24 protein-coding genes are annotated in these 25,374 nt (G+C 71.0%); 6 read left to right on the forward strand and 18 right to left on the reverse strand.

The annotated features are described in order from the left end of the window. Nucleotides 1-2: 2 nt before the first annotated feature. The 3 genes from PZB75_RS07820 to PZB75_RS07830 form a co-directional block, all read right to left on the reverse strand. Nucleotides 3-752: an ATP-binding cassette domain-containing protein gene (locus tag PZB75_RS07820; RefSeq protein WP_275534566.1), complete on the reverse strand. Its 750-nt coding sequence runs from the start codon at nucleotides 750-752 to the stop codon at nucleotides 3-5. Between the two features lie 1,159 nt (nucleotides 753-1,911). Next, nucleotides 1,912-2,124, reverse strand: a complete 213-nt coding sequence (locus tag PZB75_RS07825; protein WP_275534567.1) for a DUF397 domain-containing protein — start codon at nucleotides 2,122-2,124, stop codon at nucleotides 1,912-1,914. Continuing rightward, entirely contained in the window at nucleotides 2,121-2,942 is an 822-nt protein-coding gene (locus tag PZB75_RS07830; RefSeq protein ID WP_275534568.1) for a helix-turn-helix transcriptional regulator, read from the reverse strand. The genes PZB75_RS07825 and PZB75_RS07830 overlap by 4 nt, the downstream gene beginning before the upstream one ends. A gap of 279 nt (nucleotides 2,943-3,221) precedes the next feature. Between PZB75_RS07830 and PZB75_RS07835 the strand changes: the two genes are divergently transcribed. From PZB75_RS07835 to PZB75_RS07845, 3 genes are read left to right on the forward strand one after another with little or no spacing between them, the layout of a single operon-like run. Further along, on the forward strand, nucleotides 3,222-3,473 hold the full coding sequence (locus tag PZB75_RS07835) for a hypothetical protein (protein WP_275534569.1): 252 nt from the start codon (nucleotides 3,222-3,224) through the stop codon (nucleotides 3,471-3,473). After that, nucleotides 3,470-3,832 carry a hypothetical protein gene (locus PZB75_RS07840; protein ID WP_275534570.1) on the forward strand — a complete coding sequence of 121 codons (363 nt, stop codon included), beginning with the start codon at nucleotides 3,470-3,472 and terminating at the stop codon, nucleotides 3,830-3,832. Before PZB75_RS07835 ends, PZB75_RS07840 begins: the two co-directional genes overlap by 4 nt. Continuing rightward, nucleotides 3,805-3,963: a hypothetical protein gene (locus PZB75_RS07845; RefSeq protein WP_275534571.1), complete on the forward strand. Its 159-nt coding sequence runs from the start codon at nucleotides 3,805-3,807 to the stop codon at nucleotides 3,961-3,963. The genes PZB75_RS07840 and PZB75_RS07845 overlap by 28 nt, the downstream gene beginning before the upstream one ends. A gap of 147 nt (nucleotides 3,964-4,110) precedes the next feature. Here the strand turns inward: PZB75_RS07845 and PZB75_RS07850 are convergent, their stop codons facing one another. The 5 genes from PZB75_RS07850 to PZB75_RS07870 form a co-directional block, all read right to left on the reverse strand. After that, the gene (locus tag PZB75_RS07850) at nucleotides 4,111-4,470 is read right to left on the reverse strand and encodes an MmcQ/YjbR family DNA-binding protein (protein ID WP_275534572.1); all 360 of its coding nucleotides are present in this window, start codon (nucleotides 4,468-4,470) and stop codon (nucleotides 4,111-4,113) included. Continuing rightward, nucleotides 4,467-5,750, reverse strand: coding sequence for a hemolysin family protein (locus PZB75_RS07855; protein WP_275534573.1), 1,284 nt, complete (start codon nucleotides 5,748-5,750; stop codon nucleotides 4,467-4,469). The genes PZB75_RS07850 and PZB75_RS07855 overlap by 4 nt, the downstream gene beginning before the upstream one ends. Beyond that, nucleotides 5,747-6,244, reverse strand: a complete 498-nt coding sequence (gene ybeY / locus PZB75_RS07860) for an rRNA maturation RNase YbeY (protein WP_275534574.1) — start codon at nucleotides 6,242-6,244, stop codon at nucleotides 5,747-5,749. Before ybeY ends, PZB75_RS07855 begins: the two co-directional genes overlap by 4 nt. A 13-nt stretch (nucleotides 6,245-6,257) precedes the next feature. Continuing rightward, the gene (locus PZB75_RS07865) at nucleotides 6,258-7,322 is read right to left on the reverse strand and encodes a PhoH family protein (RefSeq protein ID WP_275534575.1); all 1,065 of its coding nucleotides are present in this window, start codon (nucleotides 7,320-7,322) and stop codon (nucleotides 6,258-6,260) included. Nucleotides 7,323-7,504: 182 nt separating this feature from the next. Then, nucleotides 7,505-8,707 carry a PfkB family carbohydrate kinase gene (locus PZB75_RS07870; RefSeq protein WP_275534576.1) on the reverse strand — a complete coding sequence of 401 codons (1,203 nt, stop codon included), beginning with the start codon at nucleotides 8,705-8,707 and terminating at the stop codon, nucleotides 7,505-7,507. Between the two features lie 341 nt (nucleotides 8,708-9,048). Between PZB75_RS07870 and PZB75_RS07875 the strand changes: the two genes are divergently transcribed. Continuing rightward, nucleotides 9,049-10,407, forward strand: coding sequence for an MFS transporter (locus PZB75_RS07875; protein ID WP_275534577.1), 1,359 nt, complete (start codon nucleotides 9,049-9,051; stop codon nucleotides 10,405-10,407). Here the strand turns inward: PZB75_RS07875 and PZB75_RS07880 are convergent. The 7 genes from PZB75_RS07880 to hrcA form a co-directional block, all read right to left on the reverse strand. Further along, nucleotides 10,371-11,363: an adenosine deaminase gene (locus PZB75_RS07880; RefSeq protein ID WP_275534578.1), complete on the reverse strand. Its 993-nt coding sequence runs from the start codon at nucleotides 11,361-11,363 to the stop codon at nucleotides 10,371-10,373. The two genes, PZB75_RS07875 and PZB75_RS07880, sit on opposite strands and share 37 nt — an antisense overlap. A gap of 119 nt (nucleotides 11,364-11,482) precedes the next feature. After that, the gene (locus PZB75_RS07885; protein ID WP_275534579.1) at nucleotides 11,483-12,391 is read right to left on the reverse strand and encodes a ribonuclease Z; all 909 of its coding nucleotides are present in this window, start codon (nucleotides 12,389-12,391) and stop codon (nucleotides 11,483-11,485) included. Nucleotides 12,392-12,425: 34 nt separating this feature from the next. Then, nucleotides 12,426-12,785: a histidine triad nucleotide-binding protein gene (locus PZB75_RS07890; protein WP_275534580.1), complete on the reverse strand. Its 360-nt coding sequence runs from the start codon at nucleotides 12,783-12,785 to the stop codon at nucleotides 12,426-12,428. 170 nt (nucleotides 12,786-12,955) lie between these two features. Continuing rightward, nucleotides 12,956-13,702, reverse strand: a complete 747-nt coding sequence (locus PZB75_RS07895; RefSeq protein WP_275534581.1) for a 16S rRNA (uracil(1498)-N(3))-methyltransferase — start codon at nucleotides 13,700-13,702, stop codon at nucleotides 12,956-12,958. 97 nt (nucleotides 13,703-13,799) lie between these two features. Next, nucleotides 13,800-14,876, reverse strand: a complete 1,077-nt coding sequence (locus tag PZB75_RS07900; protein ID WP_275534582.1) for a nitronate monooxygenase — start codon at nucleotides 14,874-14,876, stop codon at nucleotides 13,800-13,802. Nucleotides 14,877-15,054: 178 nt separating this feature from the next. Then, a complete protein-coding gene (dnaJ, locus tag PZB75_RS07905) occupies nucleotides 15,055-16,194 on the reverse strand; it encodes a molecular chaperone DnaJ (RefSeq protein ID WP_275534583.1) in 1,140 nt (379 codons plus the stop codon). Further along, entirely contained in the window at nucleotides 16,195-17,211 is a 1,017-nt protein-coding gene (hrcA, locus tag PZB75_RS07910) for a heat-inducible transcriptional repressor HrcA (RefSeq protein WP_275534584.1), read from the reverse strand. A gap of 175 nt (nucleotides 17,212-17,386) precedes the next feature. Between hrcA and PZB75_RS07915 the strand changes: the two genes are divergently transcribed. Next, the gene (locus tag PZB75_RS07915) at nucleotides 17,387-18,115 is read left to right on the forward strand and encodes an MBL fold metallo-hydrolase (protein WP_275534585.1); all 729 of its coding nucleotides are present in this window, start codon (nucleotides 17,387-17,389) and stop codon (nucleotides 18,113-18,115) included. A 283-nt stretch (nucleotides 18,116-18,398) separates the two neighbouring features. Beyond that, nucleotides 18,399-19,238 carry a DUF3097 domain-containing protein gene (locus PZB75_RS07920; protein ID WP_275534586.1) on the forward strand — a complete coding sequence of 280 codons (840 nt, stop codon included), beginning with the start codon at nucleotides 18,399-18,401 and terminating at the stop codon, nucleotides 19,236-19,238. Between the two features lie 39 nt (nucleotides 19,239-19,277). Here the strand turns inward: PZB75_RS07920 and hemW are convergent, their stop codons facing one another. The 3 genes from hemW to PZB75_RS07935 form a co-directional block, all read right to left on the reverse strand. After that, a complete protein-coding gene (gene hemW, locus PZB75_RS07925) occupies nucleotides 19,278-20,519 on the reverse strand; it encodes a radical SAM family heme chaperone HemW (RefSeq protein ID WP_275534587.1) in 1,242 nt (413 codons plus the stop codon). Nucleotides 20,520-21,157: 638 nt separating this feature from the next. Next, a complete protein-coding gene (locus tag PZB75_RS07930) occupies nucleotides 21,158-23,074 on the reverse strand; it encodes an ATP-binding SpoIIE family protein phosphatase (protein WP_275534588.1) in 1,917 nt (638 codons plus the stop codon). 244 nt (nucleotides 23,075-23,318) lie between these two features. Beyond that, on the reverse strand, nucleotides 23,319-25,208 hold the full coding sequence (locus PZB75_RS07935; protein WP_275534589.1) for a long-chain fatty acid--CoA ligase: 1,890 nt from the start codon (nucleotides 25,206-25,208) through the stop codon (nucleotides 23,319-23,321). Nucleotides 25,209-25,374 lie beyond the last annotated feature (166 nt).

A 25,374-nucleotide genomic window follows, 5' to 3' on the forward strand; every position in this document is an offset into this window, starting at 1 on the left:
ACTTACGCCTCCTGGCGGACAAGGTGGGCGTAGGCGGCTTCGGCCTGTTCCCTGACGCTGGGAAGGTGGGGCTGTCCGGCGAGGGCATGGAACGCTTCGGTACCACCCTGAAAACGGACATGCCCTTGGTCGAGTACAACGACCTCGGAGTAGAGGTCGGCGAGATCCTCGGTCTGGTGGGTGGACACCATCACATGCACGTCAGCGGTGAGTTGCTCAAGCAACCCCCGGAAGACCTTGCGTTGCGTCGGGTCAAGGCCGGCTGTTGGCTCGTCCAACAAGATGAGTTCACTCCGATGAGTCAGCGCTCCCGCCAAGCCCATTCTGCGCCTTTGCCCTCCGGACACCTGATGACTGCGTCGGTCCGCCAAGTCGGTGAGTCTCACACGGGCCAGCGCGTCGACCGAGGCGTCCCACGCGGACTTCCGTGACATACCTTTCAGCCAGCCCATATAGGCCACCTGCTCGCGTACCGTCAGGCCCGGTACGGCCATGACGTCCTGGGGCAGCCAAGCCACCCTCCGGACGTACTCCGCCCTCGACCGACGATCGGTCGGCTTGATCCCGCCCCAAGCGACACTGCCTTGGTGCGGGGCCAGTTGAGTCGCCGCCAGCGCCATCAGGGTTGACTTACCCGCGCCGTTGGGGCCCAGCAAGACAGTCGCCGGACTGTCGATGACAAGGTTCAGCCCCGTGAAGACCGACGACGTCCGCCGGTAGCGGAAGTCGATTCCGCTGAACTGCAGTGCCATGTGGAATAGCTCATTCTGTCGTGAGGGCGTACAGGTCCGGGGGCGAGAGAGCAGAAACTTGGGGTTCAGCTGAACCAACAGCTGAACCCCAACGAGTGCTACAGCCCGGCTACCACTTGATCGTCACGGTTGACGCCGAGAAGACGCTTCCTCCATTGAAGCCGCTCAGCTCGAAGTAGTAGGTCCCCGCCACCTTGTCCCCCCACGATGAGGTATTGCACGTGTTGGTTTTGGAACCCGAGCTTTTGTCCGGGGCGAGGCTGATGTCCTGCCACAGGACTAACGTAGCGGAAGTGAAGGACGAGTCGGTACTGCAGCCCTTGAGGCCGACTGACGTGCTCACAGCGTCGCTGTTGAGGTCTGACCAGCGGCTGGACTCGTGACCGCGCGTCCAGCCTGATATGTAGGACGTGCGACTGTCTTCCGCCTGGGCTGGAAGCGCTCCCAGACTCAGCAGAACAACGCTTCCCGTCAGGACCGCTGTAATCCTGCGCGCTCTGTTCATGGTTCCCTCCTGATGACTGGCCTATACCAGACCCATTGCACGAACACCCACGCACCGAGGGCCAGTTGACCGTCTGATCCTATCAACACACTGGGTGGTGAACTAGGGAATTCATTCGATCCACGGCGAATCGATGCGGACTTGATCGAGGTCTCGTTGTTCAGAGAAATTCTCTGCCTACCGATACTGGCCTACCAAGGTTGAACTGGTGAAGCCATAAGGGCTGACAGTAGGTTCCTGCCTGCGGTATCACCGGAGGGGGCGGTCTCCACGGAGTGGCGGGTTGGCCGCTGAGCGGCAGGGCAAGCGCGAGGACTTACGCGGCTTCAGGCGGGGCCGAGCGGTCGGTCCGGGGCGAGGGCAGTACATACATCGATGACCAGGGATCTGTGGAACAGCGTCCGCCCGGTGCGGCGATGGCGTCAGGCGTAGGCCGAGGGCGGCCCGCGATCCTTGCGGTCTCAGGGGCAACTCACCGCTGCGACTGGGCGAGAAGAAGTTCGCTCAGGTGGAGTCGGCACTGTCCAAGGGGCCGACGGTCACCCGGGCCAAGGACTGACGCTGCCGGTCCGATGGGCGCCCTTGGCGAGCCGGAGGGTGACCGAGATCATCAAGGACCTCGGTACCTGACGCGGGCGGAGACCGGCAGTGACGTCAGGCGCTCAACTCTCCCGTACACACGGCGGAGACGAACCCGGCCCACGCGCCGTCGGCGAGCACCAGCACCGGACCGGCCGGCACCTTGCTGTCACGGACCGGAACAACACCCGACAGCCCGGACCCGACCTCGACGCAGTCACCACCGTTGTTGCCGCTGTAGCTGCTCTTACGCCATGCCACACCGGGCATACCGTCTGTACTCATCATGCGTTCAGTTCCTTCATGGCTTTGACAATCAGGTCGATCGACCGACTGGTTGAGAGCGCGTCTGCTGTCAGCAGATCATAGGCACGCTCGGCCTCCTTGACATGTGCTGGCTCAGCAAGGATCTGCCCCTGCAAAAAGCCGTCCACGTAGACCACATCGGGTCCTTCGTCCAACCTGAGGGTGGAGAACGAGCCATCCACACCGGCATGGACACCACTGTCGTACGGAATCACCTGGATCACCGTGCTGGGAGTCTCGGCGGCCGTCACCAACTGCTCCAACTGGGCCCGCATGGTCTCAGGGCTGCCCACGCACCGGCGCAACGCGTTCTCGTCCAGAACGACCCACAACTCAGGCGCGTTCTTTCGATCCAGGATGTGCTGCCGCTCCAACCGAGCCGTCACCATCTCGTCAACGACATAGGGATTCGGTCGTCCCGCCGACAGCACAGCCCTCGCGTACGCCTCGGTCTGAAGTAGCCCCGGCATCACCTGAGCCTGGAACGACCGAATCACGGTCGCGGCCTCTTCGAGGTCGACGTACGGCCGGAACCACGCCGGATACGCGTACTTGATGACCAGTGGCCACAGCCGTTGGAAGTGGTCCACCAACCCGAAGGTCTCATCGCAGAGTTGGGACAGCTCCCTGCTCGGCAATCGCTTCGCCGCCTCGATCTTGTTGAGCAGCGAAGGGGCCATGTGCGCCCGTTTGGCCAGCTCCCGCTGGGAGATGCCCGCCGCCTCCCGGCGTCGTCGAAGCTCCGTTGCGTAGAACGAAAGAACGGATGACGAGGGGTCAAGCTCGTCTGCGTATGCCATGCGCGCACTTCCTTCCCATTGACATCACCCAGAGTCAACGCCAACTACCTGGCCGCCACGGTCGCGGAACGCGAGTCTAGGAGCACAGCAGGTAACTGTTCAAAGGGAAGGTACGGCAGCCATGGGCGAGAGGGCATCCCTCCGGCGGGAGGAAGGGAGCGCTGACGTGGGATGCGCCCCCGCCGACACGGGCGGTTCGCGGCGTCCGGTGCTCGGTGCGTTCGCTCGTACCGGTGACGCAGAGTTGTCCCCACGCGGTCCGGGAGCCGGGCGGTCGTGGTGAGAGGCAACGATTTCCGTCGGCAACGCGCCTTGCCCGAGGTCGACTCGGCGGTCCACCGGTGGCCGCCGTGCGAGTGCGGCGGCCCCAAGTGCCCGGACAGGAAGCAGCCTCCGGCCACCGAACTGGTACGCGTGCCCGAATCCGTACCCGTACCGCCGACGGAGAAGGACAGCGCGACGATAGAGCGGGTACGTCACCTGCTCCGCGAGTACAACCAGCGGCACGGGTTCAACAGGCGGTCCCGGTGACGGAGCGCGCGGAAGCACACAGGTCCGTACCGTCCGCCGGGACGCGGGAGCGCACCCCGCGTGAACGAACACAACGGCGCATCGCCGTGCGCGAGGGCGCGTTCGTCTTCGCCGGTCCGCACGAGATCACGCCCGGGGCGGTCCTGTACGACCGGGGCGACGACATGCCGGGCCGGGTGCGCGAGCGGGACGGCCTCTACATCTACCTGGAACGCCCCACCGGCCGCGTATGGCGTGTGCACTACCAACGCCTGCGCCCGGCGACGAGGTGGGAACACAGACAGCTCACGGCCATCGGAAGACTGCACCGGGACCGGTTGAAGGGAATGACATGGACTGCGTCATCTGCGAGAACCTGACCGCCGGACTGACGGCGGCCGAAGCGGCGGGAGACGCCTCCATGGCCGTGGACTGCCGGGTGCTGCTCCGTCGTCATCCGCAGCACGACGACGTCCCCGTACCGGCCGAGAACCTCCTCAGCCCTTGCTGACTTCCGCCACGCTTTGTGGCGTGCTGTGAAGGTGGCCGGAGACATCCGTCGTTCGTTGACCGCGTGCCGGGGTATGGAACCGGGCGGCCTCGGGGCCGGTGGCCAGGGCGCGGTGTCGAAGGGACCGGGCGGCCCGGGGCCGGTCGGTCAAGGGCGGTCCAGGCGCAGGCGTTCCGCCTTCGGGAGACCCGCCACCACCAGGTCGTACGAGTCCTCGACCAGTTCGCGCAGGCGACGGTCCGGGAGGCCGGAGACGGTGACCGTGTTCCAGTGGCGTTTGTTGAGGTGCCAACCGGGGACCACCGCGTCGTACGTCTCGCGCAGCCGGACCGCCTCCTCCGGGTCGCACTTCAGGGAGACCGTCAGGGGACGCTGCTCCAGTGCGCAGAACGCGAAGATCTTGCCGCCCACCTTGAAGACCGAAAGCTCCGGACTGCGCGGGAACGGCACGTCCCGCGACGCGCCGTTCAGGTCCAGGCAGAAGGCGCTCAGCTCTCCCGGGGTCACGCGGTCTCCGTCTTCTCCGGTTCCACCAGCACGGTGACGATCTTGTTGCGCCGGCCGGCCGGGGATTCGGCCGTCAGCCGGAGCACGCGGCCGTCGGGGAGGTCGACCACCGCCGTGGCCCCGGCGATCGGGACCCGACCCAATGCCTTCGCCAGCAGCCCGCCGACCGTCTCCACGTCCTCGTCGTCGTATTCGTCGAGGCCGAACAGCTCCCCGAGGTCGCCGATGTCGAGGCGGGCCGTCACCCGGAAGCAGCCGTTCTCCAGGGGCTCCACGGGCGGGAGTTCACGGTCGTACTCGTCGGTGATCTCGCCGACGATCTCCTCAAGGATGTCCTCGATGGTGACGATGCCCGCCGTGCCGCCGTACTCGTCGATGACGACGGCGACGTGGTTGCGCCGCTGCTGCATCTCGCGCAGCAGGTCCCCGGCGTTCTTGGTGTCGGGGACGAACACGGCGGGCCGCATCGCCGTGGAGACGAGATCGGCCTCCGACTCGCGGTTGATGTGCGTCTTGCGGACCAGGTCCTTGAGATAGACGATGCCGACGATGTCGTCCTCGTTCTCCCCGGTGACCGGGATGCGCGAGAAACCGGAGCGCAGCGCCAGCGTCAGCGCCTGCCGGATCGTCTTGTAGCGCTCTATGCAGACCAGGTCGGTGCGCGGCACCATGACTTCGCGTACGAGCGTGTCGCCCAGCTCGAAGACCGAGTGCACCATGCGGCGCTCCTCGTCCTCGATGAGGGATTCCTGCTCGGCGAGGTCGACCATCGCCCGCAGCTCGGCCTCGCTCGCGAACGGGCCCTTGCGGAAGCCCTGACCTGGTGTCAGCGCGTTGCCCAGCAGGATCAGGAGTTGCGGGACCGGGCCCATGATCCTGGCGAGCGGCAGCAGGACGTACGCCGCCGCGGTGGCCGTGTTCAGCGGGTGCTGGCGGCCGATGGTGCGCGGCGAGACGCCGATGGCGACGTACGAGACGAGCACCATCACGCCCATGGCGAGGGCCAGCGCCTGCCAGGTCTCCCGGAATTCGTTCAGGCAGACGTAGGTGACGAGCACCCCGGCGGACATCTCGCAGGCGACCCGCACCAGCAGGGCGACGTTGAGATAGCGGGTCGGGTCGGCGGCGACCTGGGCCAGCTTGGCGCTGCCGCGTCGGCCGGACCGGGCCGCCTCGGCCGCCCGGAAGCTCGACACCCGGGCGATGCCGGCCTCGGCGCAGGCCGCCAGCCAGCCGACGACGACCAGCAGCACCGCGCCCGCGACGAGTGGAAGGCTCACGAGAGGGTGGGGGCCGGGGACGGGCCTTCCAGCCCGTGCTCGGCGCGCCAGCCGTCGACGATCGCGGCCTGGAGGCCGAACATCTCGGCCTTCTCGTCCGGCTCCTCGTGGTCGTAACCCAGGAGGTGCAGCACTCCGTGGACGGTGAGGAGCTGAAGCTCCTCGTCCATGGAGTGCCCGGTCTCCGCGTCCTCGCCCTGCTTCTTCGCGACCTCGGGACAGAGCACGATGTCACCGAGGAGTCCCTGCGGGGGCTCCTCGTCGTCCTTGGACGGCGGGCGCAGTTCGTCCATCGGGAAGGACATGACGTCCGTCGGACCCGGCAGGTCCATCCACTGCATGTGGAGCTGTTCCATGGCGTCGGTGTCCACCACGATCACCGAGAGTTCGGAGAGCGGATGGATGCGCATCCGCGCGAGGGCGTAGCGGGCGATGTCGAGGATCGCCTGCTCGTCGACCTCGGTTCCGGACTCGTTGTTGACGTCGATCGACATGGTGCTGTCTGGTCTACTTCCCTTTTGGACCGCTTCGCCCGTTCCGACCGTCCTGGCCGCTCCGGTCGTCGCGGTTGTCGTACTTCTCGTACGCGTCGACGATACGGCCGACCAGCTTGTGCCGGACGACATCCTGGGACGTGAGCCGGGAGAAGTGCACGTCGTCGACGCCCTCCAGGATCTCCTGCACCTGACGCAGACCGCTCTTCGTGCCGCTCGGCAGGTCGACCTGGGTGATGTCACCGGTGATGACGATCTTCGAGTCGAAGCCGAGCCGGGTGAGGAACATCTTCATCTGCTCGGCGCTGGTGTTCTGCGCCTCGTCCAGGATGATGAACGCATCATTCAGGGTCCTGCCACGCATATAGGCCAGCGGCGCGACCTCGATCGTGCCGGCCGCCATCAGCCGGGGGATCGAGTCCGGGTCGAGCATGTCGTGCAGCGCGTCGTAGAGCGGGCGGAGATAGGGGTCGATCTTCTCGTAGAGCGTGCCCGGGAGGAAGCCGAGGCGTTCGCCCGCCTCGACGGCGGGGCGGGTCAGGATGATCCGGTTGACCTGCTTGGACTGGAGGGCCTGCACCGCCTTGGCCATGGCGAGGTAGGTCTTTCCGGTGCCCGCGGGGCCGATGCCGAAGACGATCGTGTGCTTGTCGATCGCGTCGACGTACCGCTTCTGGTTGAGCGTCTTGGGGCGGATGGTGCGGCCGCGGCTGGAGAGGATGTTCTGCGTGAGCACATCGGCGGGCGTCTCGTCGCCGTCCCCCTCGCCGCCCTCGCTTGCTCTGAGCATGGCGATCGAGCGTTCCACTGCGTCCTCCGTCATCGGCTGCCCGGTGCGGAGCACCAGTATCATCTCGTCGAACAGTCGCTGGATCAGCGCGACATCGGCCGCGGAACCCGCCGCGGTGACCTGATTGCCCCGGACGTGGATGTCGGCCGCCGGGAAGGCCGTTTCGATCACGCGCAGCAGGGCGTCGCCCGAACCCAGCACGCTCACCATCGGGTGTTTGGCGGGGACGGTGAAGTGGGCTCGCGCCTGCTCGGACGCGGGGGTCTGGGCTGTGGGTGTCTCCGTCATGGGCCGGCTCTGTGGCCTGCACATACCTCCCGTAAAGAGGCTTTCGCTGTTCGACAGCCTCTGTGACATCAAGCCTACGACTCGGCGCGGACAACGCCGAGGGCTTTTCCCGGGCGGACGGCTCCCATGTCCTGGGCGGACGGCACCCGGCTCCCGCGTGGAAGCGGCGGTGCGCGTACGCCTCAGGGGTGGCGGAAGCCGATCGTCGGGACCGCGCGGCGCAGTGGCCAGGGCCGGGCCGTCGCGGGCAGCAGTTCCTCCAGGAACGCGTACCGTCGCAGCGCGGCCGGGTCCTGGCCCGGGAGGGTCCGCACCCGCTGCCACCAGGCGGCGACCTCCGCCCAGCCGGGCGCGGACAGCGAGCCGCCGAACTCCTGTACGGAGAGCGCGGCGGTCAGCCCGGCGAAGGCCAGCCGGTCGGCCAGCGGCCAGTCCGCGAGGGTGCCGGTGACGAACCCGGCGACGAAGACGTCGCCCGCACCGGTCGGGTCCAGGGCCTCCACCTCGATGGCGGGCACCTCGGCGGTGACGCCGGTGGCCGCGTCCACCGCGTACGCGCCCTCGGCGCCGAGGGTGACCACGGCGAGCGGCACCCGTTCGGCCAGGGCGTGCGCGGCGGCGCGCGGACAGTCGGTACGGGTGTAGCGCATCGCCTCCTGGGCGTTGGGCAGGAACGCCTCGCAGTGCTCCAGGTCGGCCAGCGCGTCGAGGTCCCAGCGTCCGGTCTCGTCCCAGCCCACGTCGGCGAAGATCCGGGCGCCGCTCCGGGCGGCCATGGCGACCCAGGGCTCCGTGCGGCCGGGCACCAGTGAGGCGACGGCTGCGCGGGCCCTGGGCGGGCAGCGTGGAAAAGGTTCCTCGGGGGCGGCGGGCGAGGTGCCGGACGGGGTGGCGGGCGAAGTGCCGGTCGGGGCAGTGGGCGAGGCGGCGGGCGTCGTACCGGAGGGGCCGGCCGCGTCGGTGTCCACCGCCGCCGGGGGCGGGGCCTCGTGGCCGTGCGAGACCATCGTGCGTTCGCCCTCGTACGCCATGGAGACCGTGACCGGCGAGTGCCAGCCGGGGACGGTGTGCGACATCGACAGGTCGATGCCCTCGCCCTGTTCCATGGCGTCCCAGCAGTACTCGCCGTAGTGGTCGTCGCCGAAAGCCGCCGCGAGCGAGGTGTGCAGTCCGAGCCGGGCGAGCGCGGTGGCCATGTTGGCGACCCCGCCGGGGCTGGAGCCCATGCCCCGCGCCCAGCTCTCCGTACCGCGTACGGGGGCGCTGTCCAGGCCGGTGAAGATGATGTCGAGGAAGACCGTCCCGGTCAGGAACACATCGCAGTGCGGGTCCTGGGGGGCGCGCAGCCCGTCCAGCGGATCGATGCCTGGATTGTCTGTGTTCACGTGCGCTCCCCGGTGGTGGCAGATCAGGCCAGTGTGCACGATCCGGCCACCGGGGACAGACGAATCCGTGACACCTGCCCCACATGACTGACCTGCGGAAACTCATGCTGCTACCCATGATTTGAGACGATAAACATTCCGGTGACCCAGATCACATCGAGTCGTCTTTCGGTCAGCTGTGCGCAGTTGATACAAATTGGCCCGCGAGCACCATCGGAGCACGTTACCGACGAGTGACGCATCCCTCTCTCATGCCACCCTCTTCACGCATATCCGCGTGTATCGCCGCACCCTCCCCTGCCTTCTTCCCGCCTCCCCCAGGCATGTCCTCAGGAACGCCCATGTCCTCGCGCCCGCGCGCCGTGGGGCCCCTGGTCGCCGTCTTCACCGCCGGTCACCTCGCCTCGTACCTCCTCCCCACCCTCGTCGGACGGCTCAGCGCCGGGCTGGGGCTCAACCCGGCCCAGGCCGGTGCGGTCGGCAGCGCTCTCCTGCTCAGCTCGGCCATCACCGGCTTCGTGCTCGCGGGGCGCGTCGAAGGGGGCGGGCCCCGGCGGCCCGCACGGATCGGCCTGGCGCTGGCCACGGCCGGGTACGGCTGCGCCGCGCTGGCCGGGACCGTGCCACTGGTGGTCCTGGGCGCGGTGATCGGCGGCATCGGTTCCGGTACGGCGACGGTGGTCGCGGTCGCCGGTATCGCCGCCGGGAGCGATCCGCACCGGGGCTCGTCCCTCGGGCTGCTGAGCGTCTCCGCGACGGCGGGCGTCCTCTATCTGACGCTGCCGCACCTCGGCGGCGGACACCGGCTGCCGTTCCTCGCGATCGCGTTCGTCGCCCTGCTCGTCCAGCCCGCCACCGGACGCCTCGGCCGGGCCCTTCCCGCCACGGCCGTCACACCCGCCGCGGGCCGGCTGCCGCACCGCCGCTCGGGCCTGGTCCTGGCGGGCGGGATGCTGTGCTGGTCCATGGCGCAGAACGCCCTGTGGGGCGTGAGCGGCAGGATCGGTGTGGTGCGGGCCGGGCTCACCGAGGTGACCATCGGCGCGGTGCTCGCCGCCTCGCTCGGCGCCGGACTGCTCGGGCTGGCGGGGGCCGGGCTGCTCGGCGCGCGCCTCGGGCGGGCCGTGCCGATCGGGCTGGGCACGGTGGTGATCGCGGCGAGCATCGTGCTCTGTTCGTCGGCGCGCGGCCTGGGCTCGTTCGCGACCGGCGAGATCGTGTGGAACACGCTGTACCCGGTGGTCCTGACGTATCTGATCGGGCTGGCCGCCTCGCTCGACGCGCGCGGCCGGTGGGCGGTGTTCGCCGGGTCGGCCTCGTCCGTCGGTGTGGCGTGCGGCCCGATGCTGGGCAGCGTCCTCTCGGAGGCGGCCGGCTATCAGGGCATGGGGCTCCTGCTCGGGGCCGCCACCCTGCTGATCGCGGCGCCCTTCACGGCCGTGGCCCTGCACATCGGGGGCCGTCCGCTGGTGCCGGGCTCGGTCCGCCGTCGCGGTGGCGCGCCCACCGCCCTGCTGGCCGCCACCACGGGCAAACCGCCCGGGGCCGTGCCCAGGCTGGGCGCCCCCGAGCAGGCTGTCGCGGAACTGCGGGTGACCGCCCTGCGCCGTCGGCGACCCGCCAGGAACGCGTTCCGCCCGGCCGGTCCCACGAACGGGACGGGTCAGTCGAACTCGTACGCCTCGACCTCGGACAGATAGCGCGCCCTGCGCTCCTCGTCGTGATCGAGGAAGGCCGCCTCGAACGAGTTGCGGGCCAGGGTCCGCAGCTCCTCCGGGTCCAGGCCGAGCGCTTCCCGGACGGCGTGGAAGGTGTCGCCCGCGTATCCGCCGAAGTAGGCGGGGTCGTCGGAGTTCACCGTGCAGTGCAGTCCGGCGGCCAGCATGGTGCGCAGCGGGTGCTTCTCCAGGGTCTCGACCGCGCGCAGCCGTACGTTGGACAGCGGGCAGAGTGTCAGCGGCACCCGCTCGGCGACCAGCCGTTCCACCAGTTCCGGGTCCTCCAGGCACCTCAGCCCGTGGTCGACGCGCTCCACGCCGAGGACGTCCAGGGCCTCCCGGATGTACGCGGGCGGACCCTCCTCGCCCGCGTGGGCGACCTTCCGCAGTCCGAGTGCCCCGGCCGCCTCGTACACCTCGCGGAACTTCGCGGGCGGGTGGCCGACCTCGGCGGAGTCCAGTCCGACGGCGCTGATCCGGTGCAGGTACGGCTTGGCGGACTCCAGCGTCTCCAGCGCCGATTCGGCGGACAGATCACGCAGGAAGCACATGATCAGCTGGGCGGAGACGCCGTGCCGTTCCTCGGCGCGCTCCAGCGCCCGGCCGAGTCCTTCGACGACCGCGCCGATCGGGACACCGCGCGCGGTGTGCGCCTGCGGGTCGAAGAAGATCTCCGCGTGGCGCACGCCCTGGGCGGCGGCGCGGGCGAGATAGGCGTCGGCGAGTTCGGTGAAGTCGTCCTCGGTGCGCAGCACCGTCATCAGCGCGTAGTAGAGGTCGAGGAAGGACTGGAGGTCGTCGAAGAGGTACGCGGCCCGCAGTTCCTCGGTGTCGGCGTACGGCAGGGTCACGCCGTTGCGCGCGGCGAGCGCGAAGGCCAGCTCGGGTTCGAGGGTTCCTTCGATGTGGAGGTGGAGTTCGGCCTTGGGGAGGTGCACGGGTGTCTCACTTACGAACTGACGTTCAGGTATTCGTACGGTTTTGGGTTTTTACGAGGATACGGAACCCATCACCGGGGCCTGACGGGGACCGGGACCCGCGTCCGGTCCTCCGCAGGTCATCGGTGCCGGGTGGGGACCGGGACCCGCGTCAGGTCCTCGGCGACGGTGAGTCCGCCCTCGTACCCCGCGGCGCGGGCCTGGGCCGCGAAGACGCCGGGGTCGTCGTAGCGCTGCGAGAAGTGGGTCAGCACGAGGTGCCGTACGCCCGCGTCGCGCGCGACCCGCCCCGCCTGGCCCGCGGTCAGATGGCCGTGGTCGGTGGCCAGCCGTTCGTCCTCGTCGAGGAAGGTCGACTCGACGGCCAGCAGATCGCAGCCCTCGGCGAGCACCCGCACACCGTCGCAGAGCCGGGTGTCCATGATGAACGCGAACCGCTGACCGCGCCGGGTCTCGGAGACGTCGTCGAGCGTGACGCCGTTCAGCTCGCCCTCGCGCGCGAGCCGGCCGACGTCGGGCCCCGCGATGCCGTGCTCGGCGAGGAGCGCGGGGAGCATCCGGCGGCCGTCCGGCTCGACGAGGCGGTAGCCGTACGACTCGACGGGGTGCGAGAGCCGGTGCGCGGAGAGGGTGTACGCGGCGGTCGAGGCCAGTACCCCGTCGGCGGCGACCGGGGCCTCGGTCAGTTCGACGGTCTCGTGGTAAGCGGTGGCGTACCGCAGCCGTTCGAAGAAGCGCTGCCCGCTCGCCGGGTAGTTGGCGGTGACCGGGTGCGGGACCCGGTCGAGGTTGATCCGCTGGATCACCCCGGCCAGGCCCAGCGAGTGGTCGCCGTGGAAGTGCGTGACGCAGATCCGGTCGATGTCGTACGCGGCGACCCCGGCCCGCAGCATCTGCCGCTGGGTGCCCTCGCCGGGGTCGAAGAGGATGCCCTGGCCGTCCCAGCGGAGCAGATAGCCGTTGTGGTTGCGGTGCCGGGTGGGGACCTGGCTGGCGGTGCCGAGGATCACCAGTTCTCGTACGGACAAGGCGGACGGTTCCGTTCCGGTGCCGTGACCGGCGCTAACCGGGGGGCCACTGGAGGCCGCGGCCGCCGAGCACATGGGCGTGCGCGTGGAAGACGGTCTGTCCCGCGCCCGAACCGGTGTTGAGGATGATCCGGTAACCGCTGTCGGTGATCTTCTCGTCGGCGGCCACCTGCCCGGCCTCGCGCAGCACGTCCGCGGCGATCTGCGGTTCGGCGGCGGCGAGCGCGGCGGCGTCCGGGTGGTGGACCCGGGGGATGACGAGCACATGCGTGGGGGCCTGCGGGTTTATGTCGCGGAAGGCGACGGTCGTCGCGGTCTCCCGCACGACGGTGGCCGGGACCTCCCCCGCGACGATCTTGCAGAACAGACAGTCGGGCTGCGGTTCTCCCGCCATGTCCGGGCCTCCTCGGCTCCTCGGCGACCACGGCCGCGGCGCGGACATGGTCACTGCTGGTCGTCTCCGTACACACGTATGGTATCGGTCCGGTGTGGTCACCTCACGCCGGTTCCGGGCGCGGTACGCCGGGGGGCGGTACGCGGGGGCGGTACGCCGGGGGGCGGCCGTCAGCCCCAGCGTCCGGTGCGTCCCATCAGCAGCGCGGTGGCCGCCGTGCCCGCCGTGGAAGTGCGCAGCACGCTCGGTCCCAGGCGGCAGACCCGGGCGCCCGCCGCGGTGAAGGCGGCCAGTTCGTCCGGGGAGACACCGCCCTCGGGCCCGACGACCAGGACGATCCCGCCCTCGGCGGGGAGGTCCACGGTGGCCAGCGGTTCACCGGCGCACTCCGGGTCCTCGTGCAGGACGGCCGCGAAGTCCGCCGTCGCCAGGAGTCCGGCCACCCCCTTGGTCGTCATGAGGTCCATGACCTCGGGGAACAGTGCCCGGCGGGACTGCTTGCCGGCCTCCCGCGCGGTGCTGCGCCACTTGGTGAGGGCCTTCGGGCCCCGGTCACCCTTCCACTGCGTGATGCAGCGCGCGGCCTGCCACGGCACGATCGCGTCGACGCCGGTCTCCGTCATCGTCTCGACGGCGACCTCTCCCCGGTCGCCCTTGGGGAGGGCCTGGACGACGGTGATCCGGGGAGTGGGCGGGGGCTCCTCGGTGTACGCCCCCAGGCCGGTCACGACGAGCCGGTCCTTGCCCTCCGTCGCCTTGACCACACCTTCGGCCCGCCTGCCGCGGCCGTCCGTCAGGACGACGTCCTCACCGGCCCGCAGCCGCTTCACCGACACGGCGTGCCGGCCTTCGGGACCGTCCAGGACGAATTCCGGGGTCTGCGGGATGTTCTCGACGACAAAGACCGGGGCGGTCACCGGCTGCTCCTCGTGTGGCTCGTGTTCCTCGTGCTGCCCGTGTTCCGTGTGCTGTTCGGGTTCCTCGGGCGGGACGCCACCGCCGTCGCCGGGGCGGTCACGGCGCGCTCCTCCGGTCCGGTGCCGTCGTCGCGGTGTCCAGTTCCTCGGCGAGCAGTCCGGTCAGCCGGGCAGCGGGCAGTTCGCGGGCCAGCCGGTGGCCCTGGCCCGCCCACAGCGCCATGCCCTGGGCGTCCCCCGCCTTCGCGGCGGCCTTGCGCAGCCCGCTCGTCAGATGGTGCACCTGGGGGTACGCGGCCGGGGCGTACGGGCCGTGTTCCCGCATGAAGCGGTTGACCAGCCCCCGGGCGGGGCGCCCGGAGAACGCCCGGGTCAGGGCGGTCCGTACGAAGAGCGGATTGGTCAGCGCCTGCTTGTGCAGCGGATGGGCCCCGGACTCGGGACAGCCCAGGAACGCCGTGCCGAACTGCGCCGCCTCCGCGCCCGCCGCCAGCACCGCCGCGATCTGCGAGCCGCGCATCAGTCCGCCCGCCGCGATGACCGGCAGCTGTGAGGTCTCCCGGACCTGCGTGACGAGGGAGAGCAGCCCGATGCCGGTGTGGTCGGTCTGGGGGTCGTCGCGGTGCGTCGACTGGTGGCCGCCCGCCTCGATGCCCTGGACGCAGACCGCGTCGGCGCCCGCCCACTGGGCGGCCTGCGCCTCCTCGGGCGTGGTGACCGTGACGACGGTGAACGTACCGGTCCTGGCGAACGCGTCGAGGGTGTCGCGGGTGGGGCAGCCGAAGGTGAAGGAGACGACCGGGACCGGGTCCTCCAGCAGGATCGCCAGCTTCGCCTCGTAACCGTCGTCGTCGCCCGCCGCGTCCGGGTCGCCGAGCGGGGTCTCGTACCAGGCGGCCTCGCCCGCGAGCTGGTGCCGGTACACCTCGACGGCGCTCGGGTCGCCGAGACCCGACTGCGGCATGAAGAGGTTGACGCCGAACGGGCTACCGGTCAGCGCGCGTACCTGCTTGATCTCGTTGTACATGCCGTCCGCCGTCTTGTACCCGGCGGCGAGGAAGCCGAGCCCACCGCCCTCGGCGACGGCCGCCGCGAGCTGCGGGCATGACGCTCCGCCCGCCATCGGGGCCTGCACGATCGGATACCGGCAGAGATCGGTCAACGCGGAGGACATGTCAGCATCGTGTCACGTCCCGTGCGGGCCCCCGCATCAGGCCCCGCGGGCGCGTGGAGGAGGCGGACCGGGTCCCGGGCGGTCGTCGCCGGCCCGGCCCGGACACACCGACCGCCCGCCGGTCCATGACCTGCGGGCGGTACGGGAGTTCGGCCGGGCTGCCCGGCCATCGGGCGCGTCAGCGTCCGTTGAAGGCGTCCTTCAGCCGGGAGAACAGGCCCTGCTGCCCCGGCTGGAACTGCCCGAGGGGCCGCTCCTCGCCGCGCAGCTTCGCCAGCTCCCGCATCAGCCGCTCCTGCTCCGGGTCCATCTTCGACGGGGTGACCACCTCGACGTGCACGATGAGATCGCCACGGCCGCCGCCCCGCAGATGCGTGATGCCGCGCCCGTGCAGGGGAACCGACTGGCCGGACTGGGTGCCCGGCCGGATGTCGACCTCCTCCGGACCGTCCAGCGTCTCCAGCGGCACCTTCGTGCCGAGCGCCGCCGCCGTCATCGGGAGGGTGACCGTGCAGTGCAGATCGTCGCCGCGCCGCTGGAACACCGTGTGCGGCAGCTCGTGGATCTCGACGTACAGATCGCCGGCCGGGCCGCCGCCGGGGCCGACCTCGCCCTCACCCGCGAGCTGGATGCGGGTGCCGTTGTCGACACCGGCCGGGATCTTCACGGTGAGCGTGCGCCGGGAGCGGATGCGTCCGTCGCCGGCGCACTCCGGGCACGGGGTCGGCACGACCGTGCCGAAGCCCTGGCACTGCGGGCAGGGCCGCGAGGTCATGACCTGGCCCAGGAAGGACCGGGTGACCTGGGAGACCTCGCCACGGCCGCGGCACATGTCACAGGTCTGGGCGGAGGTGCCGGGTGCGGCGCCCTCGCCGTTGCAGGTCGCACAGACGACGGCCGTGTCGACCTGGATGTCCTTGGTCGTGCCGAACGCCGCCTCGGCGAGATCGATCTCCAGCCGGATCATCGCGTCCTGGCCGCGCCGGGTGCGCGAGCGGGGCCCGCGCTGCGACGCCGTACCGAAGAACGCGTCCATGATGTCGGAGAAGTTGCCGAAGCCCCCGGCCCCGAAGCCGCCCGCGCCACCGGCGCCGCCCGACGAGGACAGCGGGTCCCCGCCGAGGTCGTAGACCTGCTTCTTCTGCGGGTCCGACAGCACCTCGTAAGCGGCGTTGATCTCCTTGAACCGCTCCTGGGTCTTCGGATCGGGGTTCACATCCGGGTGCAGCTCGCGCGCGAGCCGCCGGAATGCCTTCTTGATCTCGTCCTGAGGTGCGTCGCGGCGCACGCCGAGTACGGCGTAGTAGTCCGTGGCCACTTACGACTCCGCCAGGATCTGTCCGACGTAACGTGCCACTGCGCGTACCGCTCCCATCGTTCCGGGGTAGTCCATGCGGGTCGGTCCGACCACGCCGAGTTTGGCGACTGCTTCGTCGCCCGAACCGTAGCCGACCGCGACGACGGACGTGGAGTTGAGCCCCTCGTGGGCGTTCTCGTGCCCGATACGTACGGTCATGCCCGGGTCCGTCGCCTCGCCGAGCAACTTCAGCAGCACGACCTGCTCCTCCAGCGCCTCCAGCACCGGCCGGATCATCACGGGGAAGTCGTGCCCGAAGCGGGTGAGGTTGGAGGTGCCGCCGATCATCAGCCGCTCCTCCGTCTCCTCGACGAGGGATTCGAGCAGGATCGACAGCACCGTGGCCACCGTGCCACGGTCCTCGCTGTCGAAGGATTCCGGCAGGTCCTGCACCAGCTGCGGGACGTCCGAGAAGCGGCGTCCGACGACCCGGCTGTTGAGCCGGGCCCGCAGATCGGCGAGAGAGGTCTCACCGAACGGCGCGGGGCAGTCGATCATGCGCTGTTCGACCCGGCCGGTGTCCGTGATCAGGACGAGCATCAGCCGGGCGGGCGCCAGCGACAGCAGCTCCACGTGCCGCACCGTCGAGCGGGTCAGCGAGGGGTACTGCACGACGGCGACCTGCCGGGTCAGCTGCGCCAGCAGCCGTACCGTACGGCCCACCACGTCGTCGAGGTCGACCGCGCCGTCGAGGAAATTCTGGATGGCCCGGCGCTCCGGTGGCGACAGGGGCTTGACGCCCGCGAGCCGGTCGACGAAGAGGCGGTAGCCCTTGTCCGTCGGAATGCGTCCCGCGCTGGTGTGCGGCTGGGCGATGAAACCCTCGTCCTCCAGCACCGCCATGTCGTTGCGCACCGTGGCCGGGGAGACCCCGAGCTTGTGCCGCTCCGTGAGCGCCTTGGAGCCGACGGGCTCCTCGGTGCCGACGTAGTCCTGGACGATGGCGCGCAGCACTTCGAGTCTGCGTTCACTGAGCACCGCGCACACCTCCCACTGTCGTTCCTCGGTGGTTCTCCGGAATTCCTTGGCACTCTGTGCGGGTGAGTGCCAACGAGTCCTCCGGTCAGTGTACGGGGGTGGGGTGGGGGCCGGGCAAGGGCGACCGGCCAGGCCACCCCGGGGCCCGGCGGACCACTGTCGATAGCGTCGTCGTATGAACGTCTCTTGGGAAGAGTCCGGCTGGGAGCGACTTGGTGAAGGCGTGGGCCGGCGACGGCTCCCGGGGTGGGACGCGACGGTCACGCTGGTGGCCGGAGCGGACGGGGTGCTGCTCTGCGACACCGGCTCGACGCTCCGGGAGGGCGTCGAACTGCGGGGCCGGGCCGAGGCGCTGCTCGGCCGGAGGGTGACGCATGTCGCACTGACGCATCCGCACTTCGACCATGTGCTGGGCACGGCGGCCTTCGCCGGGGTCGAGGTGTACGGGGCGGTCGGGATCGCGGACCGGCTGAGGCGCGGGTCGGAGGAACTGTACGCGGACGCGGTGCGCCACGGCGTGCCCGAACGGGAGGCGGCGGAGGCCGTCGACACGCTGGTGGTCCCGCGCCACGAGGTGTCCGGGGAACGGACGCTCGATCTGGGCGGTGGCCGTCGGCTGCTGCTCGCCGCCGTCGGACCGGGACACACCGGGCACGATCTGGCGGTGCTGGTGCCCGGGGCGGCGGGCGGCCCGGCCGTGGTGCTCTGCGGCGACCTGGTGGAGGAGTCCGGCGAACCGCAGGCGGGCCCGGACGCGGTTCCCTCCCGGTGGCCCGCCGCGCTGGACCGGCTGCTGGCGCTGGGCGGCGAGAGCGCGCTGTACGTGCCGGGGCACGGGGCGGTGGTGGACGCGGCGTTCGTGCGGGCGCAGCGCGATCTGCTGGCGGACCGCTTCGGCGGGTGAGGGGCGGGAACCGGGGCTGACCGCTTCGGCGGGTGAGGGGCGGGAACCGGGGCTGACCGCTCCGGCGGGTGAGGGGCGGGAACCGGGGCTGACCGCTCCGGCGGGTGAGCGGTGAGCGGCGGACGGCCGGGGACGGGGCGCTTCGGCGTGCCGTCAGCTTTCGCGATCCACGGCCGTTCCCGTCCCACGGCTCCCCCGCTTCGGGGAACGGGCTCCCGACACCCCGCGACGCCGCTCGCCGATCCGCACTCCCTGTCGCGGGAGAGGCCGTTATCGTCGTGCAATGCGCAGCTACCAACCGGACCTGACTCCGCCGTGGAAGAGGTCCGCCCCCGTGCCCGAGGTCCCCGCCGATCCCGATCTGGTCGTGGAGGAGGTCTCGACGGGCTTCTGCGGTGCGGTGGTCCGCTGCGAGAAGACCGCGCAGGGACCGACGGTGACCCTGGAGGACCGGTTCGGCAAGCACCGGGTGTTCCCGATGGAGCCGCGCGGGTTCCTGCTGGAGGGCAGGGTCGTCACCCTCGTACGCCCGTCGGCGACCGCGCCCGCACCGGTCCGGCCGTCCCGTACGGCGTCGGGTTCGGTGGCGGTTCCCGGGGCGCGGGCCAGGGTGGCACGGGCCGGGCGGATCTACGTGGAGGGCAGGCACGACGCGGAGCTGGTCGAGCGGGTCTGGGGCGACGATCTGCGGATCGAGGGGGTGGTCGTGGAGTATCTGGAGGGCATCGACGACCTCCCGGCGATCGTCCGCGAGTTCGCCCCCGACGCGGGGGCCCGGCTCGGGGTGCTGGTCGACCATCTGGTCCCGGGGTCGAAGGAGTCGCGGATCGCCGCCCAGGTCTCGGACCCGGACGTGCTGGTGGCCGGACACCCGTACATCGATGTCTGGGAGGCGGTGAAGCCGTCGTCGGTGGGGATCGCGGCCTGGCCGGTGGTGCCGCGCGGGCAGGACTGGAAGACGGGGGTGTGCCGGGCGCTGGGCTGGCCGGACAACACGGGCGCGGCCTGGCAGCACATCCTGTCGAGGGTCCACTCGTACCGCGACCTGGAACCGGCGCTGCTGGGCCGGGTCGAGGAACTGATCGACTTCGTCACGGCGCCGGAGGACCAGCGGCGGGGATGAGACGGGACCGGTGAGGTCCGTCGCCGGTCCCGGCCCCGTTCAGTCCACCAGGTCCCGCACCACCGCGTCCGCCAGCAACCGCCCGCGCAGCGTCAGCACCGCGCGCCCCTCCCCGTACGGCTGCTCCTGAAGCAGTCCGTCCCGGACCGCGCGCCCCGCCGCCGCGAGTCCCGCGGGGGCCAGCAGGGAGAGCGGGCAGCCGTCCACGAGCCGCAGCTCCAGCAAAATGCGTTCGACCCGGCGGTCCTCGTCGGAGAGGACTTCGCGCCCGGCACCGGGCGACCGCCCCTCGGACAGGGCCTGCGCGTATGCCCCCGGGTGCTTGACGTTCCACCAGCGCACCCCGCCGACGTGGCTGTGGGCGCCGGGGCCCGCGCCCCACCAGTCGGCGCCGCGCCAGTACAGCTCGTTGTGCAGGCAGCGGCCCTCGGGGGTGCGGGACCAGTTGGAGACCTCGTACCAGGAGTAGCCCGCGGCGGCCATCGTCCCGTCCGCGATGAGGTACCGGTCGGCGTGCGCGTCGTCGTCCGTCATCGGGATCTCACCGCGGCGGATGCGGCGGGCCAGCCCGGTGCCTTCCTCGACGATCAACGCGTACGCCGACACATGGTCGGGGCCGGCGCCGATCGCCGCGTCGAGGGAGGCCCGCCAGTCGTCGTCGGTCTCCCCCGGTGTGCCGTAGATCAGATCGAGGTTGACGTGCTCGAAACCCGCCTCCCGGGCCTCGGCGACGCACGCCTCGGGCCGGCCGGGGGTGTGCTTCCGGTCCAGGATCTTCAGCACGTGCTGCCGGGCGCTCTGCATGCCGAAGCTGATCCGGTTGAATCCCCCCTCCCTGAGCGTCGCCAGGTACGCCGGACCGACCGACTCCGGGTTGGCCTCGGTGGTGATCTCGGCGTCGTCCGCGAGCCCGAACTCGTCACGGATCGCCCCCAGCATCCGTACGAGATCACCGGCCGCGAGCAGTGTCGGCGTGCCGCCTCCGACGAACACCGTGCGGACCGGGCGCGGGTCGTCACCGAGGACCTTGCGGGCTTGGCGGACCTCCTCGATCAGATGCGCGGCGTAGTTGTCCCGGGAGGCCAGGGCGCCCCCGGAGCCGCGCAGCTCGGTGGCGGTGTACGTGTTGAAGTCGCAGTAGCCGCAGCGGGACGCGCAGTACGGCACATGCAGATAGAAGCCGAGCGGCCGGTCGGCGGCGCCTTCCAGGGCATGGCGGGGCAGGGCCCCGTCCTCGGGCACGGGTTCACCATCGGGCAGTACGGAAGGCATACCCACCATTGTCCCTCGCCGCCGACCGGACCGGGCCCGCCACCGGTTCGGCCGGCCCGCGCGGGCCGGCCCAGGGCGAACCCCGTCCAGGGCGGAGCCGGCCCAGGGCGGGACCGGCCCAGGGCGGAGCCGGTCCAGGGCGGGACCGGCCCAGGGCGGAGCCGGTCCAGGGCGGGACCGAATCGGTGGCGGGCCCGGTCCGCGGCCGGCCTTGTCCAGGGCGAACCCCGTCCAGGGCGGACCAGGTCCGGAGCGGGCCCGGTCCCGAGCGGGCCTGGTCCCGAGCGGCCTGGTCCGGAGCGGGCTTGGTCCGGAGCGGGCCCGGTCCCGAGCGGCCTGGTCCCGAGCGGCCTGGTCCGGAGCGGGCCTGGTCCCGAGCGGCCTGGTCCCGAGCGGCCTGGTCCGGAGCGGGCTTGGTCCGGAGCGGGCCTGGTCCCGAGCGGGCGGGCAGTGGCACGCCGCAGCGCCCGATCCACCGGGTCCCGGCCCGCGTGCCCGATCTCCCCGGGTCCCGGCCCGCGTGCCCGATACCCGGGTCTTCCGGCCCGCGTGCCCGCCCCCGGCCGCCGGTCTCAGCTCGGCCGGTCTCAGGTCGGCCGGTCTCAGGTCGGCCGGTCTCAGGTCGGCCGGTCTCAGGTCGGCCGGTCTCAGGTCGCCTGGAGCACCAGCAGCGCCAGATCGTCGTCCGGGGGCCGTTCCGCGAACTCGTGCACCGCCCGGTTGATCCGGTCCGCGATGCCCTCCGCGGTCAGCCCGGTGCAGCTCGCCAGCGCCTTGGCCAGGCCGTCCCCGTCGTCGAACATCACACTCCCCGAGCGGCGCTCCGTCACCCCGTCCGTGACGCACAGCAGGCTGTCCCCCGGCGCGAGGTCGAAGGTCTGGCACTCGTACGCGACGTCCTCGACGATCCCGAGGAGGACCTGCGACTCGGCCGCGGGGCGCACCGTCGCGTCGGGGCGCAGCAGCAGCGGCAGCGGGTGTCCCGCGCTGGCCAGGGTGCAGCGCGCGCCGCCCCCGGGAAGCGGTACCAGCTCCCCGTACAGCAGGGAGAGGAACCGGGACTGGGTGCCGTCCGGGATCTGCTGGCCGCCCGCGCCCGCCGCCGCGACCATCAGGGCGGCGGCCTCGGCGGCCTCCATGGCGTCGTCGAGGAGCAGCCGGTTGAGGCGGTCCAGGACCTCGCCGACGGCGTACCCCTCGCGGGCCAGCAGTCGCAGCCAGGGCCGGGCGAGGCCGGTGACGACGGCGGCCTCGGGGCCGCTGCCCTGGACGTCACCGAGGACGAAGCACCAGCGGTCGCCGGGGCACGGGAAGATGTCGTAGAAGTCGCCGCCGACCACACCGTCGTCGCTGGGTTCGTAGACGAGCGAGCTGGTGACGCCGGGGATCTCGGCGACCTTGCTGGGCAGCAGTCCGCGTTGCAGGATGCGGCTGATGGTGGCCTGCCGGGTGTACTGGCGGGCGGCGCCGACGGCGAGACCGACCCGCCGTACGAAGTCCTCGATGAGGGCGGTCACTTCGTCGGGGACCCGGGCGATGCCCTCCCGGCCGAGGAGCACGGCGCCGAGGACCCGGTCGCCGGCGGCTATCCGGTAGGCGAGGGCGACACCCTCGCCGCCCTTCAGCCCCGCGTCCTCGGGCCAGGGCAGCCGCACCGGGCCGGTCCCGACGATGCCGGGCAGCCGGAGGGGTTCCTTCTCCAGCGCCGCGCGCAGCTGCTCGGTGACCGACTCGTCGCTGTGCCAGACGCGGGCGAGCCGGGGCAGCGCCGCCGGGCCGCCGCCCTCGCTCTCCAGCCAGACCGCGCACCAGTCGGCGAGGCGGGGCACCAGCAGTTGCGCGGCGAGCGCCGCCACTATGTCCTCGTCGAGCTGGCCGGCGAGCAGGTCGGACGCCTCGGCGAGGAAGGAGAGGGCGCCGCGGCTCGCCCGGTCGGCGTCCTCGCGGGCGGTGCGCCGGGGCGTGGGGGCGAACAGCTCCTCGCCGTTCGGGCCGGTCCTGGTGCCGGGCTCCGCGGAGGGGTCCGGGTAGGCGTGCCAGTCGTCGACGGGCAGCCGGGCCCAGACGGTCTTGAGGCCGGTGCGGTAGGTGATGCCCCAGCATTCGGTGATCCCGGCGACGAGTTGCAGCCCTCTGCCGTACTCGGCGGGGCCGGGGCGGCCGCTGGGGTCGGAGACATGCGCCAGGTCGGGGCGTTCGCTGCGTACCGAGCGGGCGGGGTGGTGGTCGGCGACCTCCAGTACGAGGGCCGCGGGCTGCTCGTCGGTCGCGCCCTCCAGCCGGGCGACCAGCTCGACGGCGGTTCCGGCGTGCACCACGGCGTTGGTGACCAGCTCGTTGGTGACGATCGCCGCGTCGTCGAAGAGCCCTTCGCTGAATCCGGCGGCGGCGGGCAGGCCGGTCGCGGCCCACTCGGCGAGCACGGCCCGGACGAACTTGCGGGCGGCGGACGGGGCGAGGGAGTTTCCGGGCAGGCTGGTGCGGGCGACCGGCAGCGGCCCCTCCTGTCCTGCGGAACTCTCGGGACGGTGAACGGTGTCCCGCTGCAAGGGAATTGGTCCCACGGTGCGGCTCCTGACCGTTTCTCACTATGCGCGCCGCTGACGATACAGACAGAGTGACAGACTGACCCTGCCCATAAGCGTCGAGTTACCGAAGTGGGCGTGGGTCAACGGTTCACGGCTCGTGGGCCGAAGCGTGACACAGTGACGCGGACGGAGCCGGTGGCCCCGTCCGCGTCACGCGCACTCGACGGCTCCCGCCCAGATGGTACGGGCGGTGCGGGTGCGTCAGGTAGGGCAGGTGGGGTCAGGCCTCGCGGGCGCCCACGTACATGTCCTCGATCAGGTCCTTGTACTGCCGCTCGACGACCGGCCGCCGCAGCTTGAGGCTGGGGGTCAGCTCACCGTGTTCGATGTCGAGGTCACGGGGCAGCAGCCGGAACTTCTTGACGGTCTGCCAGCGCTGGAGTCCCTGGTTGAGCTGCCGTACGTACCCCTCGATGAGTTCCACGACCTGTGGTGAGGCGACCACGTCGGCGTACGAGGCGCCGGCCATGCCGTTCTCGCCCGCCCACTGCAGGATGGTCGGTTCGTCGAGCGCGATGAGCGCGGTGCAGAAGTTCCGGTCGGCGCCGTGCACCAGGATGTTCGAGACGAACGGGCACACCACCTTGAACCGGCCCTCGACCTCGGCCGGGGCGACGTACTTGCCGCCCGACGTCTTGATCAGGTCCTTCTTGCGGTCGGTGATCCGGAGGAAACCGTCCGCCGACAGCTCGCCGATGTCCCCGGTGTGGAACCAGCCGTCGGCCTCCAGCGCCTCGGCCGTCCTCTCGGGCAGTCCGTGGTAGCCCTCCATGATGCCGGGGCTCCGCAGGAGGATCTCGCCGTCGTCCGCGATCCGCACCTCGGTGCCGGGGAGCGGCTTGCCGACCGTGCCGGTGCGGTACGCCTCGCCCGGGTTGACGAAGGAGGCGGCGCTGGTCTCCGTGAGCCCGTATCCCTCAAGGATGTGGATGCCCGCGCCGGCGAAGAAGTAGCCGATGTCGGGGGCGAGCGCGGCGGACCCGGAGATGCAGGCGCGCAGCCGGCCGCCGAACGCTTCGCGGATCTTGGCGAACACGAGCTGGTCGGCGACCTTGTGCCGGGCGCCGAGGCGGAACGGTACGGAGGCCCGGCCGGTGCGCCGGAAGTTGTCCTGGGACACCTCGGCGTACTCGCGGGCGACGCCTGCCGCCCACTGGAAGATCTTGTACTTGGCGGCGCCCCCGGCCCGCGCCTTGGCGGCGACCCCGTTGTATACCTTCTCGAAGATACGGGGGACGGCGGCCATGTACGTCGGCTGGACGACCGGCAGGTTCTCGATGATCCGGTCGACGCGGCCGTCCACGGCGGTGACGTGGCCGACCTCGATCTGGCCGGACGTCAGCACCTTGCCGAAGACGTGCGCGAGCGGCAGCCAGAGGTACTGGACGTCGTTCTCGGTGATCAGTCCGGTCGCCACCGTGGCCTTGGCCATGTACGACCAGCTGTCCTGCTTCAGCCGCACGCCCTTGGGGCGGCCCGTGGTGCCCGAGGTGTAGATGAGGGTGGCCAGCTGGTCGGGGGTGATGGCGTCGGTCCGGTCCTTGACCGCCCGGGGGTTCTCGGCCAGGTGGGCGGCGCCGCGGGCCTCCAGTTCGGCGAGCGTGAGCAGCCAGCCCTCGGGGTCGTCGTCGTCGGGCTCGACGTCCGCCGGGTCGATGACGACGACATGGTCGAGACACGGCAGCTCGGCGCGGTGCTCGCGGGCCTTCGCCAGCTGGACGGCGTCCTCCGCGATGAGTACCCGGCTCTCGGAGTCGGCCAGGATGAACGCGGACTCCGAGGTGGTGGTGGAGGGGTAGATGGCGGTGGTCGCGGCGCCCGCGCAGCTCACACCGAGGTCGATGAGAATCCACTCGACGCTGGTGGCGGCGGCGAGCGCGACGCGCTGCTCGGGCCGCACACCCAGGGCGATCAGACCGGCCGCGACGGCGTACACCCGCTCGGCGGCCTCCGCCCAGCTCAGCGACCGCCAGTCGTCGGGGCCCTCACCGGAGGCGGCGGGCACCGGGTAGCGGTACGCCTCGCCGTCCGGAGTGGCCGCCACGCGGTCGATGAAGAGATTCGCCACGGAGGGCGGTCGGTTATCGATCAGGGTGTGTGTGTCGCTCACGACGTCCTCCGGTGCCTGCGGCAGTGCTTCACGACCGGTTGTGGTGATGTGGTGCGTGCGGCTGCTGTGTGGGGTGCTCGACTGCTGCTTCCGCGTGGTGGTTTCCGTGTTGTGGTGCGATGTGATGGTGGGTTGTGGTCGGTACTGTTCCACGCCGATCGGGTCA

The organism is Streptomyces sp. AM 4-1-1 (assembly GCF_029167625.1).
Lineage (GTDB): Bacteria > Actinomycetota > Actinomycetes > Streptomycetales > Streptomycetaceae > Streptomyces.